Annotated in this window: 12 protein-coding genes; 9 read left to right on the top strand and 3 right to left on the bottom strand. The window is 70.9% G+C overall.

Annotated elements, in window-relative coordinates:
* Positions 1 to 4 precede the first annotated feature (4 nt).
* Positions 5 to 643, bottom strand: coding sequence for a copper resistance CopC family protein (locus BW982_RS03800; protein ID WP_254845516.1), 639 nt, complete (start codon positions 641 to 643; stop codon positions 5 to 7).
* A gap of 257 nt (positions 644 to 900) precedes the next feature.
* Between BW982_RS03800 and BW982_RS03795 the strand changes: the two genes are divergently transcribed.
* The 3 genes from BW982_RS03795 to BW982_RS03785 all read left to right on the top strand — a co-directional run bounded on the left by BW982_RS03795 (position 901) and on the right by BW982_RS03785 (position 2,720).
* Positions 901 to 1,395, top strand: coding sequence for an FHA domain-containing protein (locus BW982_RS03795; RefSeq protein WP_076490728.1), 495 nt, complete (start codon positions 901 to 903; stop codon positions 1,393 to 1,395).
* On the top strand, positions 1,395 to 2,081 hold the full coding sequence (locus BW982_RS03790) for a transcriptional regulator FtsR (protein WP_076490727.1): 687 nt from the start codon (positions 1,395 to 1,397) through the stop codon (positions 2,079 to 2,081). Before BW982_RS03795 ends, BW982_RS03790 begins: the two co-directional genes overlap by 1 nt.
* A 96-nt stretch (positions 2,082 to 2,177) precedes the next feature.
* The gene (locus BW982_RS03785) at positions 2,178 to 2,720 is read left to right on the top strand and encodes a MerR family transcriptional regulator (RefSeq protein WP_076490726.1); all 543 of its coding nucleotides are present in this window, start codon (positions 2,178 to 2,180) and stop codon (positions 2,718 to 2,720) included.
* Positions 2,721 to 2,931: 211 nt separating this feature from the next.
* On the opposite strand, the gene BW982_RS03780 is transcribed toward BW982_RS03785, so the two are convergent.
* On the bottom strand, positions 2,932 to 3,744 hold the full coding sequence (locus BW982_RS03780) for a ParA family protein (protein ID WP_076490725.1): 813 nt from the start codon (positions 3,742 to 3,744) through the stop codon (positions 2,932 to 2,934).
* A gap of 69 nt (positions 3,745 to 3,813) precedes the next feature.
* On the opposite strand from BW982_RS03780, the gene BW982_RS03775 reads away from it, so the two are divergent.
* Genes BW982_RS03775 through BW982_RS03765 form a run of 3 tightly spaced genes read left to right on the top strand, consistent with a single transcriptional unit; the run spans position 3,814 to position 9,844 of the window.
* Positions 3,814 to 7,221 carry a pyruvate carboxylase gene (locus BW982_RS03775; RefSeq protein WP_076490724.1) on the top strand — a complete coding sequence of 1,136 codons (3,408 nt, stop codon included), beginning with the start codon at positions 3,814 to 3,816 and terminating at the stop codon, positions 7,219 to 7,221.
* A 47-nt stretch (positions 7,222 to 7,268) separates the two neighbouring features.
* Complete coding sequence (locus tag BW982_RS03770) at positions 7,269 to 9,356, top strand: nucleotide-binding protein (RefSeq protein ID WP_076490723.1); 2,088 nt, start codon at positions 7,269 to 7,271, stop codon at positions 9,354 to 9,356.
* Complete coding sequence (locus tag BW982_RS03765; RefSeq protein WP_076490722.1) at positions 9,353 to 9,844, top strand: peptide deformylase; 492 nt, start codon at positions 9,353 to 9,355, stop codon at positions 9,842 to 9,844. The genes BW982_RS03770 and BW982_RS03765 overlap by 4 nt, the downstream gene beginning before the upstream one ends.
* A gap of 65 nt (positions 9,845 to 9,909) precedes the next feature.
* Here the strand turns inward: BW982_RS03765 and BW982_RS03760 are convergent, their stop codons facing one another.
* Positions 9,910 to 11,736 (bottom strand): AMP-dependent synthetase/ligase, encoded by a 1,827-nt coding sequence (locus BW982_RS03760; protein ID WP_076490721.1) that lies wholly within the window; start codon positions 11,734 to 11,736, stop codon positions 9,910 to 9,912.
* Between the two features lie 160 nt (positions 11,737 to 11,896).
* Between BW982_RS03760 and BW982_RS03755 the strand changes: the two genes are divergently transcribed.
* From BW982_RS03755 to BW982_RS03745, 3 genes are read left to right on the top strand one after another with little or no spacing between them, the layout of a single operon-like run.
* On the top strand, positions 11,897 to 12,832 hold the full coding sequence (locus BW982_RS03755; protein ID WP_076490720.1) for an ROK family glucokinase: 936 nt from the start codon (positions 11,897 to 11,899) through the stop codon (positions 12,830 to 12,832).
* A gap of 2 nt (positions 12,833 to 12,834) precedes the next feature.
* Entirely contained in the window at positions 12,835 to 13,548 is a 714-nt protein-coding gene (locus tag BW982_RS03750; protein ID WP_076490719.1) for a lysophospholipid acyltransferase family protein, read from the top strand.
* A gap of 9 nt (positions 13,549 to 13,557) precedes the next feature.
* A complete protein-coding gene (locus BW982_RS03745) occupies positions 13,558 to 14,895 on the top strand; it encodes a class II 3-deoxy-7-phosphoheptulonate synthase (protein WP_076490718.1) in 1,338 nt (445 codons plus the stop codon).
* Positions 14,896 to 14,978 lie beyond the last annotated feature (83 nt).

Here is a 14,978-nt window from a genome sequence, read left to right as displayed (position 1 = left end):
CAGCCTATCGTCCGGCGGTGCCCGCGGAGCCGCTTCGAGAGGAGCCGCCGCGGCCCCGTGCGACGAGCAGCCAGACCACCAAACCGACGACGATCAGGAGCGCGACGGCGAGCAGGATCCACGGCAGCGGAGAGGCGTCCGAGGCGTTCTCCGCCGGCGCGGGCGTCATCGTCACGGTGACGGTCGGCTCGGGCGAGGCCGCCGCCGACGGCGTCGTCGTGGGGGTGGCCGTCGGGGCGGGGGCGGCGGGGACCGTGAACGAGAACGTCCCGTCGATGGGGTGGCCGTCGCTGGAGACGACCCGCCACACGACGGTCACGGCACCGGATGCCGACCCCGCCAACGCCTGGGTCACGACCGTGCCCGAGACCGTCGGCGCCCCGTCGGTGAGCGAGGTGCCCGTGGCATCCGTGACCTGGATCACACTCGCGCCGTCCGAGTCGAGGATGTCGGCGCTGTAGCTCAAGGTGATCTGCGCCGGAAGGGCGTCCAGCACGGCGTCGGCGGACGGATCGGACGAGACCAGTTCGTCGTGCGCGAAGGCGGGGGATGCGGGAACGAGCATCGCCGCGAGCGCGACGGCGGCGGCGGCGGCGAGGACGGCGGGCAGCGTGCGCCGACGCGGCGCGGAGGTCGTGGTCACGTACCGACCCTAGCGAGGGTGTCCGGACGGGGCCTGACAACGGATGCCGGCCGAGGATGACGCGCGGGGTGACCCGGACTCGACAGGGCCGACCCCGGATCGATAGGTTCGAGTGTCCCCCGTTGCCGCGAGCCGCTGCCCGAAAGCGGTCCGTGCCGCCGACGTGGGAAGAAGACGTACATCCCCGGCCTGCACGAGGGTCGATCGACCGCTCCGGCTGGGAGCCGGTCGGCTATGGTGGAAATGAAGGAGAAGCCGTGGACGAGACCCGCAGATTCGAGCGCGACGACATTCGACGCGCCGCAGACGCCGCCGCGTCCGACCGCTCGCACGACACGACGCAGACGTTCGGACACGACGCCGACCTGTCGTTCGTCCCCTTCGGCGCCGACCTCAACGAGGCCGAGCTCGAGGCCATCGATGCGCTCCCGTCCGGTGCCGCCCTCCTGATCGTCCGCTCCGGCCCGACCACCGGTGCGCGCTACCTGCTCGACACCGACGTGACGACCGTGGGTCGCCACCCCGAGGCCGACATCTTCTTCGACGACGTCACCGTCTCGCGCCGTCACGCAGAGATCACCCGTGCGGGCTCCGCGTTCGAGATCGTCGACCAGCGGTCGCTCAACGGCAGCTACGTCAACGGGGAGCGCGTCGACCGCTCGGCGCTGGTGAACGGTGCCGAGGTGCGCATCGGCAAGTTCCGCCTGAACTTCTTCGGTTCGCCCGTCGACCTTCCGTCGGCAGAGCACTGATGGCGGCAGCCCCGGCCCGCGGTCGTCCGGCGGCCTCGGGGCTGTTGAGCATCGGACAGGTCCTCGCGCGACTCACCCCCGAGTTCCCCGCGCTGTCCTCCAGCAAACTGCGTTTCCTCGAGGTGCAGGGGATCGTCTCCCCGACCCGCACCGACTCCGGGTATCGCAAGTTCTCCCCGGCCGACCTCGAGCGTCTGCGCCTCGCGCTCACCCTGCAGCGCGACCACTACCTGCCGCTGGCGGTCATCCGCGACTACCTCGCCGATGTCGACGCGGGTCGCAACCCCGCCCCGCCGACGGCGATCGCGTCGATGACGAACGCTCCGCGCCGCTACCGCCGCGATGAGCTCCTCTCGGCCGCGGGCGCCGCGCCCCAGCTGCTGAACGACGCGATCAGCACCGGTGTCATCGCCGGGGCGGAGACCTATCCCGAGCAGACCGTGTCGCTGCTGCGTACGCTCGTCGCCCTCGATCGGCACGGCATCGAGCCGCGCCACGTGCGCTCGCTCCGGCAGAGCGCCGAGCGCGAGGCATCCCTCGTCGAATCCGCGCTCTCGGCGTTGCTGCGGCGTCCGGATGCGGCGTCGCGCGCGCGCGCGAGCGAGCTCGCGCCCGAGCTCGCGGCGCGTCTGGACGAGGTCCGGACCCTGTTCGTCCGTGAAGCGATCGACCGGATCCTGTCCTGATCGCGACACGCCGACCCCCTCGCGTCGGATGTCGTTGCCGGGGGCCCCTGGCTGATCTAGCGTGGAGACAACGAGCCGATGAGGAGGGACGCGAGCATGAACGCTGGCGACGCACTCGGTGAACCCCGGTTCGCCACCGAACTCCTCTTCACCGACGGTCTTCCCGAGATGGACGACGACACGGGCTACCGTGGTGCCGTCGCCGCCCGAGCCGCGGGTATCACGTACCGCCAGCTCGACTACTGGGCTCGCACCGAACTCGTGGTCCCGACCGTCCGCGGCGCGAGCGGCTCTGGTTCGCAGCGGCTGTACGGCTTCCGCGACATCCTCGTGCTCAAGCTCGTCAAGCGTCTGCTCGACACGGGTATCTCGCTGCAGCAGATCCGCACCGCGGTCGATCAGCTCCGTGCCGCCGGCATCCGCGACCTCGCGGGCACGACCCTGATGAGCGACGGAGCGTCGGTGTACCTGTGCACCTCGAATGACGAAGTCATCGACCTCGTCAGCCGCGGCCAGGGCGTTTTCGGCATCGCGGTGGGCAAGGTCCTCCGCGAGGTCGAGTCGACGCTCGTGGACTTCGAGTCGGCGACCGAGGCCGTCGACGAACTCGCCGCCCGTCGCGCGGCCCGCACCGCCTGACCGTCGTTTTCGAACGACCGGCCGCGGGCCCCTTCGGCGACAAACGCCGTCTGCGACGAGACACGGCTTGTCGTCGCGTTTCTCGCCGCGGATGCCGTTTATCGCGCTGACGTGCGGCGTTTCGGCTGTGCGTAACCGCGCGCCCGACCGACCTCGCGACCAGCTGGAGCGGCGCGCCCGGGTGCCCGGGGTCGCGGTGGGCGGCGTCCGATCAAGACTGCGAGGAGTCGCCGGCGACCGGGATGCGGCCGGTGCGGACGATCCGGTCCAGCAGAGCGTCGAAGTCTGCGGCGAGCTCCTGCGCGGAGTCGCCGGGCCACACGTGCAGCGGCTTGGCCGCGCCCTGTGCCTGCTGCAGCGACGTGCGCTCGGGAAGCTGGGGATTGAGCACCAGCGGGCCGAACATGTCGCGCAGCTCCTTGATGCGGAACTGGTGCTCGATCGATTGCGGGCGCACCCGGTTGACCACGACGCCCAGCGGCTGGAGGCGCGGGGAGAGGCCGCGGCGGATCTCTTCGATCGCGCGCAAGGCGCGGTCGGCGGCGGCCACCGAGAACAGGCCCGGTTCGGTCACCACGATCACGCGGTCGCTGGCGGCCCAGGCCGTGCGGGTCAGCGCGTTCAGCGACGGTGCGCAGTCGATCAGCACGAGGTCGTACTCGGACTCGATGGTCGCGAGCGCCTCCTCGAGCTTCCAGACGTCGCGCACGCTCGGGTGCGGACCGTCGAAGTTGATGGCGGACGGGCTGCCGATGAGCACGTCGATCGTGCCGGGGTGGACCTTCGCCCAGCCGCTGGAGGTGATCGCCTGACGGACGACCTTCTCTTTCGGGTTGGCCAGGACGTCGGCGATGTTCAGCCGGCCGGCGACCTGGATGTCCATACCGGTGGACACATCGGACTGCGGGTCGAGGTCGACGACGAGAGTGCGAACGCCACGTGCGAAGGCGGCGGATGCCAGCCCGAGCGTCACGGTCGTCTTGCCGACCCCGCCTTTCAAAGAGCTGACGGAGAGTACGTGCACGAGCGTCTACGTTACCTTCCCCTAGGCTGTGAGCACATTCAGCTCCGCAGGTTCGACGTGAGGGTGTGCATGTTCTCGAAAATCCTGGTCGCCAATCGCGGAGAGATCGCCATACGCGCGTTCCGGGCCGCCTACGAGGTGGGAGCCCGCACGGTTGCGGTCTACCCCTGGGAGGACCGCGCGTCCCTGCACCGTCTGAAAGCCGACGAGGCCTACCAGATCGGTGAGCGCGGGCATCCCGTGCGGGCGTATCTCGACGTCGACGAGATCATCCGCGTCGCGCGCGAATGCGGGGCGGATGCCATCTACCCCGGTTACGGCTTCCTGTCGGAGAACCCCGAGCTCGCCGAGAAGGCCGCCGCGCACGGCATCACCTTCATCGGGCCGCCGGCCGAGGTGCTGTCGATGGCCGGCAACAAGGTCACGGCGAAGGAGCACGCGGTCTCGGCGGGCGTCCCGGTGCTGCGTTCGACCGCGGCCTCCGACGACGTCGACGCCCTCGTCGCCCAGGCCGACGAGATCGGGTTCCCGTTGTTCGCCAAGGCCGTCGCGGGCGGCGGGGGACGAGGCATGCGCCGCGTCGAGTCGATCGGCGAGCTCGCCCCCGCGCTGGCCGAGGCGATGCGCGAGGCGCAGAGCGCGTTCGGCGACCCGCGCATGTTCCTCGAGCAGGCCGTGCAGCGCCCGCGGCACGTCGAGGTGCAGATCCTCGCGGATGCCACGGGGGAGACGGTCCATCTCTTCGAGCGCGACTGTTCGGTGCAGCGCCGTCATCAGAAGGTCATCGAGATCGCCCCGGCCCCGAACCTCGACGACACGGTGCGGGCGGATCTGCACCGCTACGCCGTCGCCTTCGCCCGCTCGATCGGCTACCAGAACGCCGGGACGGTGGAGTTCCTGCTCGAGACCGCGGGACCGCGGGCGGGTGAGGTGGTCTTCATCGAGATGAACCCCCGCATCCAGGTCGAGCACACCGTGACCGAGGAGGTCACCGACGTCGACCTCGTGCAGTCGCAGATGCGCATCGCCGCGGGTCAGACCCTCGCCGACCTCGACCTGCGGCAGGACGACATCCATCTGCGCGGCGCGGCGCTGCAGTGCCGCATCACGACCGAGGACCCCACGCACGGCTTCCGCCCCGACACCGGCAAGATCACCACGTACCGCTCGCCGGGCGGCGCGGGCGTGCGTCTGGACGGCGGCACGACCGCCGCGGGGTCCCAGATCAGCCCCCACTTCGACTCGATGCTGGCCAAGCTCACGTGCCGTGGTCGCGACTTCGGTGCCGCGGTCGCCCGGGCGCGCCGCGCGCTGGCGGAGTTCCGCATCCGCGGGGTCTCGACCAACATCCCGTTCCTCCAGGCCGTGCTCGACGACCCCGCCTTCGTCGCCGGCGACCTCAGCACGTCGTTCATCGACGAGCGGCCCGAGCTGCTGCGCGGCCGGGAGTCCAAGGACCGCGGCACGAAGGTGCTGTCGTGGCTCGTGGACACCACGGTCAACAAGCCGAACGGCGAGAACCCGCTGTCGGTGGACCCGGGCGCCAAGCTCCCTGTGATCGATCTCGCCGCCCCGGCGCCGGCGGGATCACGGCAGAGGCTGCGGGAGCTCGGCCCCGCGGGGTTCGCGCGTGCCCTGCGGGAGCAGACGGCGCTGGCCGTCACCGACACGACGTTCCGCGACGCGCACCAGTCGCTGCTGGCGACCCGCGTCCGCACGCGCGACCTCGTGCGCGTCGCCCCGTACGTCGCGCGCCTGACGCCCGGGCTGCTGTCCGTCGAGGCGTGGGGAGGCGCCACCTACGACGTCGCGCTCCGCTTCCTCGGCGAAGACCCGTGGGAGCGTCTGGACGCGCTGCGCGAGGCCCTGCCGAACGTCGCGATCCAGATGCTCCTGCGCGGGCGCAACACCGTGGGCTACACGCCCTACCCGACGCAGGTGACGGATGCCTTCGTCGCCGAGGCCGCGGCATCCGGGGTCGACATCTTCCGCATCTTCGACGCGCTCAACGACGTCGCCCAGATGCGGCCCGCGATCGACGCGGTGCTGGCCACCGGTACCGCGGTCGCGGAGGTCGCGGTCTGCTACACCGGCGACCTGCTCGACCCCGCGGAGGACCTCTACGCGCTCGACTACTACCTGCGTCTGGCCGAGCAGATCGTCGACGCGGGTGCGCACGTCCTCGCGGTCAAGGACATGGCCGGGCTCCTGCGGCCCGCCGCGGCGGCGAAGCTGGTCTCGGCACTGCGGGAGCGGTTCGACCTCCCCGTCCACGTGCACACGCACGACACCGCCGGCGGGCAGCTCGCGACGCTCCTGGCCGCCTCGGCGGCGGGGGCGGATGCCGTGGACGCGGCGTCCGCGCCCCTGTCGGGCACCACGAGCCAGCCGTCGCTCTCGGCGCTCGTCGCGGCACTCGCGCACACCGAGCGCGACACCGGGCTCGACCTCGCGGCGGTGTCGGACCTCGAGCCGTACTGGGAGGCCGTCCGGCACCTGTACGGTCCGTTCGAGTCGGGCCTCCCCGGCCCCACCGGTCGCGTGTACCACCACGAGATCCCCGGCGGCCAGCTGTCGAACCTCCGCCAGCAGGCGATCGCCCTGGGGCTCGCCGACGACTTCGAGCTCATCGAGGACATGTACGCCGCGGCCAACCGCATCCTGGGGCGCGTCCCGAAGGTCACGCCGTCGTCGAAGGTCGTGGGAGACCTGGCCCTGCACCTCGCGGCGGTCAAGGCCGATCCCGACGACTTCGAGCGTCACCCCGAGAAGTACGACGTGCCCGACTCGGTGGTGTCGTTCATGGCCGGTGAGCTGGGCGACCTGCCCGGTGGCTGGCCCGAGCCCTTCCGCTCCAAGGTGCTCGCCGGTCGGGAGGTCAAGAGCGGGGTGACCCCGCTCAGCGACGACGACCTCGCCGCCCTGGCCGGCGATTCCCCGACGCGACGCGAGCGTCTGAACACGCTGCTCTTCCCCGGACCGACCCGCACGTTCCAGGACATGCGCGCCGCGTACGGCGACCTGAGCGTCCTCGACACGGCCGACTACCTCTACGGTCTGCGGGCGGGCGAGGAGCACACGGTCGAGATCGAGCGCGGAGTCCAGTTGTTCGTCGGTCTCGAGGCCATCGGCGACGCGGACGACAAGGGCATGCGCACCGTCATGACCACCCTGAACGGCCAGCTGCGCCCGGTGTTCGTCCGCGACCGCTCGATCGATGTCCAGGCGCGTCAGGCCGAGAAGGCCGACACGTCCAAGCCTGGCCAGGTGGCCGCCCCGTTCTCGGGCGTGGTGACACTGAAGGCGGCCTCGGGCGATCGCGTCGCCGCGGGCCAGGCGGTGGCCTCGATCGAGGCGATGAAGATGGAGGCCGCGATCACCAGTCCCGTCGAGGGAGTCGTCGAGCGGCTCGCGGTCGGGGCCACTCAGCAGGTGGAGGCCGGCGACCTTTTGCTCGTCGTCCGTCCCGCGCAGTAGCCTGAAAGGGGGCGCTGTTCGCGCCCCCTTTTTCTATGGAGACGGCAGTGACCCCCGACCGCACCGACGAGACCCCCGACGACGGCGCCGAAAACGGTGTCCTCGACGACAGCGGAAACCTCGACACCACCAGCATCAGCATCCTCGGAGAGCACATCGCGCAGGTCAACGTCGACCTGCCTGTGCCCGATGACGACGATGTCGATGACGACGTCGTCGAAGACGAGATGCCGATCATCGACCCCGAGTCCCGCGCCTTCGAGGTCGTGGGGATCGTGCACCTCCCCGACGCCGAGGAGCTCCCGCTCCTGACGCACGTCCCCGCCCCCGACGAGGACGTGCGCACCGACCGTTCCGAAGACGAGGAACCGACCGCCGAGGTCGTCCTCGAGCCGCATGACGGGCCGGCGGACGACGACGCCGAGGTGCACGAAGCCGAGATCGTCCAGGACGACGAGGTCGCCCCCGATGGCGACGCGCCCCTCGACGCGCACCCCGCGGCGGACGCGGACGTGGATGCCGTGGCCGACGACGCCGAGGAGATCGCGGACGCGACGCCTCAGGAGGCGGAGGACGACGTCGAGGCCGTTCCGGCGGACGACATCGACGACGTCGAGGTGGTGTCCGCGGAGGACGCGGACGACACCCTCGAGCCCGCCGCGGAGGAGTCCGTTCCCGCCGCGGAGGAGTCCGGTCACGCGGCCGACGAGCCGACGGCCGAGCCCGCCGCGGAGTCGCAGGACGACGCCGATGACGAGGCCGGGGATCCGGTCACCGAGCGCGCGCCGGAGGTCGGGGTCCGCCCCGCCGAGCCGGCCGCCGTCGAGCCCCACGATGACGAGCCCGCCGTCGCCGAACCGGAGCAGCCCGGCCCCGAGCCCGGCGAGGCCGGGGTCGCGCCCGAGCTCGATGCGGCCGAACCGGAACCCGCGGGCGAGCCGGTGCCGGTGCCTCCCGCGGTCGCGACGCACGAACCCGTCTCCGCGCCGTCCACCGGCCCCGTGCCCCGCACCCGCGCCGAGCTGGCCGCCACGGGCGCGATCGGGACCGTGCCGCTGACACGTCGCGAGGTCGCCCAGGCCGACGAGGCCGCACGCGTGGGCCGTGTGCACGCGACCGAGCGGGTGCACACGCCGAGCGGCGGCGTGACCCTGGCGTCCAAGCGTCTCGGCGAGATCGACGACACCCGCGAGAGCCCCGACCTGCTCACCGCCGACCGTCTGCTCGACCCCCGGCAGATCGCCCGCCCCGAGCCCGAGGGGCTGTGGCAGCAGCTGGTGTACTCCGTCTCGCGCCACCGCATCAACCTCGGCGACGGGCGTCGCGCCCGGGCCCGGAAGGACCTGGACCGTCGGATCGCCGCGCCGCTCGCGGGCGAGGCTCGTTTCGTGCCGGTGCTCTCGCGCAAGGGCGGCGTGGGCAAGACCACCGTCACGTCGCTCCTCGGGATGGCTCTCGCCGACGCGCGCGACGACCGCGTCATCGCCGTGGACGCCAACCCCGACCGGGGCACCCTCGCCGACCGCGTCGGCCGCCCCAACGGCCGCACCGTCCGCGATCTCGTGCGCGCCCACGACGAGGTCGAGGGCTACGGAGACGTGTCGTCCATCGTGGCCCGCGACACGACGCGGCTGGACGTCCTGGCATCCGATTCCGACCCCCGGGTGTCGGAGGCGTTCAGCGACGACGACTACCGCCGGGTCGCCGACGTTGCCGCGCACTACTACTCGATCGTGCTCACCGACACGGGCACGGGCATCGTCCACTCCGTCATGGAGGCGACGCTCGAACTCGCCGACTCTCTGGTCGTCGTGGCCGGGCTGTCCGTCGACGAGGCGCGTCTCGCGTCCGAGACGTTGACCTGGCTGGAGACCAACGGCTACGCCGAGCGCGTCCGCGGCGCCGTCGTCGTGCTCAACAACGCCCGCCCCGGGACGCCGCTCGTGCGCGAGAGCGAGCTCGAGGCGCACTTCCGCAGTCGCGTGCGCGCCGTGATCCGCATGCCGTACGACAGCCATGTCGCCGCGGGGAGTGCGATCGCATTCCGCGATCTCCAGCCGGCGACACGGCAGGCCGCGCGCGAGCTCGCCGCCGCGGTGGTCGAGGGACTGCGTACCCCGGCGGCCGTCGCATGACCGTCCGCCCCATCCGTCTCTTCGGCGACCCCGTTCTGCGGGCACCCAGTTCCCCCATCGAGACGATCGACGACGGCATCCGGGCGCTCGTCCGAGATCTCATCGACACCGTCGAGCCCCCGGGCCGTGCGGGCGTCGCGGCTCCGCAGATCGGCGTGGGGCTCCGGGCCTTCAGCTACAACATCGACGGCGACATCGGATACGTGCTGAACCCCGTCCTCGTCGAGACACGCGGCGAGCCGGAACCGGTGGGGGAGGGATGCCTCTCCGTCCCCGGGCTCTGGCACGAAGCGCTGCGCTACCCGTGGGCGAAGGTCGTCGGCATCGACCTCGACGGCGAAGAGGTCGTGCTCGAGGGCGACGGCCTTCTCGCCCAGGCACTGCAGCACGAGACCGACCACCTCGACGGCAAGCTCTACCTCTCGCGTCTGCCCGCCGAGAGCCGCCGCGAGGCGATGCGGCAGATTCGTGAGAGCGACTGGTTCTAACCGAAGGACTCTCGACATCGAAACGGCCCGGCCCCGCGAGGGACCAGGCCGTTTCGCGTCTCGCGTCAGGGCAGCGAGACGTTGGTCGTGTTGATCGGCACCGCGTAGATGTCCTCGATCGCGTCGGCGAAGTCGCTCACGATGACGTTGCGCTTGATGCTCATCTTCGGCGTCAGGTGGCCGCTCGCCTCGGTCCACTCGGTGGGGAGGATCGTGAACTTGCGGATCGACTCGGCGCGGGAGACCCGGGTGTTCGCACGGTCGATCGCTCCCTGAACCTCGGCACGCACCTTGTCGTTCGTCGCCGCATCGGCGAGCGACATGTCCGCGGGCAGCCCGTTGTTCGCCAGCCAGGTGGGGAGCATCTCGGGGTCGAGGGTCACCAGGGCCGAGATGAACGGCTTGTGGTCGCCGACGACGACGACCTGGCCGACGATGGGGTTGGCGCGGATGGGGTCCTCGAGCGCGGCGGGGGCGACGTTCTTGCCGCCGGCCGTGACGATGATCTCTTTCTTGCGCCCGGTGATCGACAGGAAGCCGTCGGCGTCGAACGCGCCGATGTCGCCGGTCTTGAACCACTCGCCGTCGAACGCCTCGGCCGTGGCCTCGGGGTTGCGCCAGTACTCGGCGAACACGTTGATGCCGCGCACCTGGATCTCGCCGTCGTCCGCGAGACGCACGCCGACGCCGGGGAGCACGGGGCCCACAGTGCCGATCTTCGACTTCGTGGCGAGGTTCACGGTGGCGGGAGCGGTCGTCTCGGTGAGGCCGTAGCCCTCGAGGATGACGACGCCGAGGCTGCGGAAGAAGTGCCCGAGGCGCGGACCCAGGGGAGCGGAGCCCGAGACCGCGTAGACGACACGGCCGCCCATGGCCTCGCGGAGCTTGGAGTAGACGAGCCGGTCGAACAGTGCGAACTTGACCTTCAGCAGGAGGGGGATGGACTGGCCCTGCTGCTGCCGCTCGGAGTGCTCGACCGCCGCGGCGGCGGCGGCGCGGAAGATCTTGCCCTTGCCGCCTGCTTCGGCCTTCTGCTCCGCCGAGTTGTAGACCTTCTCGAACACGCGGGGAACGGCCAGGAGGAACGTGGGCTTGAACGAGCCGAGAGCGGGCAGCAGCTGCTTCGTGTCGGGCTGGTGGCCCGTCTTCACACCGGCGTGCACGTTCAGCAGAGAGATGAAGCGCGCGAACACGTGCGCGGTCGTGATGAACAGCAGCGTGGACGCACCGGGCGTTTCGACGACCTCGTGCAGTGCCTTCGCGGAGTTGCGGGCGAGTTCGACGAAGTTGCCGTGCGTGAGCACGCAGCCCTTCGGGCGACCGGTCGAACCGGAGGTGTAGATGAGCGTGGCGATGTCCGAGCTGTTCGCGATCGCGCGGCGGCGGGCGATCTCGGCATCCTCGACGTCCGCTCCGCGCGCGACGAGGGAGTCCAGATCTCCGGCGTGCATCGCCCACACCTCGCGGACCAGCGGGAGGTCGCTGCGCACTTCGTCGAGGCGCTGACCGTGCTCGGAGGATTCCACGATCGCGGCGGTCGCGCCGGAGTCGGAGAGGATCCACGAGATCTGCGTCGGCGAGCTCGTCTCGTACACGGGCACCATGACGGCGCCGGCGTAGAAGAGCGCGAAGTCCACGAGCGTCCAGTCGTAGGTCGTGCGCGCGATGAACCCGACCTTCTCTCCGGGCTGGATGCCGGCGGCGACGAAGCCCTTCGCGAGAGCGACGACCTGGCGCTCGAATTCTCGGGCGGAGACGTCGCGCCAGCCCGAGCCGTCGGGAACGGCGAACAGCGCCCGGTCGGGCGTGGCCGCCACCCGGTCGGCGAGCAGGTCGGACGCGTTCGCGGACGGGTCGGCGGGAACGACGGGAGGAAGGTCGAACTGGATCACGGCAACTCCTTTGTGTACCGGAAAGAAGGTCGATCGGTCCGACGAGTCTAGTCGCACGCCGTCGCCGCCTCCGGCGGTCCCGACGGTGTCGGCGCGCCCCGTCCCCGATGACTAGACTGCTGCGGGCCGAGCCGAGGGGCGGGCCGAGAAGGGGAGTGCGGTGCTCAACATCGGTATCGACATCGGCGGCACGAAGATCGCCGGGGGTGTGGTCGACGAGCACGGCACCATCGTCGAGAAGCTCCGGGTGGACACCCCGATCGATCCCGTCGCGCTCGTGGACGCCGTGGTCGACATGGCCGATCACCTCCGTCGTGGCCACGCCGTGCACGCCATCGGCGTCGCCGCGGCCGGATTCATCAGCCGCGACCGCAGCACCGTCATCTACGCGGCCAACATCGACTGGCGCAACGAGCCGCTGCGCGCCCGGCTCGAGGGCCGCCTGAACCAGCCCGTGACGATCGAGAACGACGCCAACGCCGCCGGGTGGGGCGAGTACCGCTTCGGCGCAGGCCAGGGCGTGAACGACATGGTCATGCTGACCATGGGCACCGGGGTCGGCGGGGCCGTGGTCACCAACGGCGAGCTGTTCCGCGGCGGACACGGAATCGGCGCCGAGCTCGGTCACCTGCGTTTCGTGCGCGGCGGGCACCCGTGCGGCTGCGGACAGAACGGATGCCTGGAGCAGTACGCCTCCGGACGCGCCCTGCAGCGCGAGGCGAACGCGATCGCCGACGAGGAGGGCATCGGTGCGGCACTGGCCGCCGTCCGCGCGGAGAAGGGCGCCATCCCCGGCCCCGCGGTCTCGCGACTGGTGCTCGCCGGCGACCCGGGCGCCGTCGAGGCGCTGCGGCGCGTGGCGACCGCCCTCGGCGAGGCGTGCGGAGGCTTCCAAGCGGTCCTCGACCCCGAGCTCTTCGTGATCGGTGGCGGAGTCGCGCAGTTGGGCGCCGACCTGCTCGTCCCGGTGAAACTCGCGTACGAGACGTCGCTCCCGGGGTACGGTGAACGTCCGGTGGCCGAGTTCACCATCGCGCGGCTGGGCAACGACGCCGGTCTCATCGGGGTCGCCGACCTCGCCGGGAAGGAGCGCTGACGATGTTCTACTGGCTCATGAAGTACGTGGTCATCGGACCGGTCATCAAGGCCGTGTTCCGCCCGTGGATCGTGGGCCGGCGGAACATCCCCGGCGACGGCGCGGCGATCCTCGCCAGCAACCACCTGTCGTTCTCGGATTCGATCTTCCTCCCGCTCATGATCGACCGCCGCATGGCGTTCCTCGCCAAGAGCGACTACTTCACGGGGCGTGGTCTCAAGGGCTGGGCGACCCGCCTGTTCTTCACGGCCACGGGTCAGCTCCCGATCGATCGCTCCGGCGGCAAGGCCTCGGAGGCGTCGCTCAACACGGGCCTCGGCGTCCTCGGTCGCGGCGAGCTGCTCGGCATCTACCCCGAGGGCACCCGGAGCCCAGACGGCACGCTCTACCGGGGCCGCACCGGCATCGCGCGCATGGCGCTCGAGGCGCGCGTGCCGGTGATCCCCGTCGTGATGGTCGACACCGGAGCGGTCATGCCCATCGGGCAGCGGCTGCCGCGCGTCGGCCGGGTCGGAATCGTGATCGGGGAACCGCTCGACTTCTCCCGCTTCGAGGGGATGGAGAGCGACCGCTACATCCTGCGCTCGGTCACGGACGAGATCATGGTCGCCCTCCAGCGGCTCGGCGAGCAGCGGTACGAGGACGTCTACGCCTCCACCGTGAAGGACCGGTTGGCCAGCGCCCAGGCGGCGAAGGCGCCCGCTGCCCGCCACTAGACTTCAGGGGTGAATCAGCAGCTCCACGACCTCGACCACTGGCGGACCCTGCCCATCAAGCAGCAGCCCCAGTGGTATGACGAGGCCGCGGTGGCCGCGGCATCCGCCGAACTGGCCACCCTTCCGCCGCTCGTCTTCGCCGGCGAGGTCGACATCCTCCGTGACCGACTCGCGCGCGCCGCGGCGGGCCAGGCGTTCCTGCTCCAGGGCGGTGACTGCGCCGAGACGTTCGCCGGCGCGACCGCGGAGCAGATCCGCAACCGCATCAAGACGGTGCTTCAGATGGCGGTGGTCCTCACCTATGGGGCCTCGATGCCCGTGGTGAAGATGGGGCGGATGGCGGGCCAATTCGCGAAGCCGCGCTCGAGCGACACCGAGACCCGCGGTGACGTGACCCTGCCCGCCTACCGGGGTGACATCGTCAACGGGTACGACTTCACCGAGGAGTCGCGCAAGGCCGATCCCGCACGCCTGCTCAAGGGCTACCACACCGCCGCGTCCACCCTGAACCTCATCCGGGCCTTCACGCAGGGCGGCTTCGCCGACCTCCGCGAGGTCCACAGCTGGAACAAGGGGTTCGCCGCCAATCCGGCCAATCAGGCGTACGAGAGCATGGCGGCCGAGATCGACCGTGCGATCAAGTTCATGGAGGCCGCCGGTGCGGACTTCGACGAGCTCACGCGCGTGGAGTTCTACACCGGTCACGAGGGTCTGCTCATGGACTACGAGCGCCCGATGACGCGCATCGACTCGCGCACCGGCCTGGCGTACAACACCTCGTCGCACTTCCAGTGGATCGGTGAGCGCACGCGCGAGCTCGACGGCGCGCACGTCGACTACTTCTCGAAGATCCGCAACCCCATCGGGGTGAAGCTCGGGCCCACAACGACGCCCGAGACGGCCCTCGCCCTCATCGACAAGCTCGACCCCGAGCGCGAGCCCGGGCGGCTCACGTTCATCACGCGCATGGGGGCGGGCAAGATCCGCGAGGCCCTGCCGCCGCTGCTCGAGGCTGTGCGCGCGTCGGGTGCGACGCCGCTGTGGGTGACCGACCCGATGCACGGCAACGGCATCACCACGCCCACCGGCTACAAGACCCGTCGCTTCGACGACGTGGTCGATGAGGTGCGCGGGTTCTTCGAGGCGCACCGCCAGGTGGGCACGCACCCGGGTGGCATCCACGTCGAGCTGACCGGCGATGACGTCACCGAATGCCTGGGCGGCTCCGAGATGATCGACGAGGCCACCCTCGCGACCCGCTACGAGAGCCTGTGCGACCCCCGCCTGAACCACCGTCAGAGTCTGGAGCTCGCGTTCCTCGTGGCGGAGGAGCTCGAGAACCGCTGATCCCGTCCGACAGCGGAGAACGCCCCCGATCGGTGAGATCGGGGGCGTTCTCCGTTGAGCCGGGGCTCTGTGTCGTGCTGTGC

This window comes from Microbacterium sp. RURRCA19A, assembly GCF_900156455.1.
Lineage (GTDB): Bacteria > Actinomycetota > Actinomycetes > Actinomycetales > Microbacteriaceae > Microbacterium.
The sequence above is the reverse complement of the archived record's forward strand: the minus strand, read 5'-3'. Positions and strand labels throughout refer to the sequence as shown.

Excerpts from the sequence above, each read along its gene's own strand:
- BW982_RS03790 (WP_076490727.1), top strand. The coding sequence starts at position 1,395 with ATGGCGGCAGCCCCGGCCCGCGGTCGTCCGGCGGCCTCGGGGCTGTTG.
- BW982_RS03750 (WP_076490719.1), top strand. The coding sequence starts at position 12,835 with ATGTTCTACTGGCTCATGAAGTACGTGGTCATCGGACCGGTCATCAAG.
- BW982_RS03765 (WP_076490722.1), top strand. The coding sequence starts at position 9,353 with ATGACCGTCCGCCCCATCCGTCTCTTCGGCGACCCCGTTCTGCGGGCA.
- BW982_RS03775 (WP_076490724.1), top strand. The coding sequence starts at position 3,814 with ATGTTCTCGAAAATCCTGGTCGCCAATCGCGGAGAGATCGCCATACGC.
- BW982_RS03785 (WP_076490726.1), top strand. The coding sequence starts at position 2,178 with ATGAACGCTGGCGACGCACTCGGTGAACCCCGGTTCGCCACCGAACTC.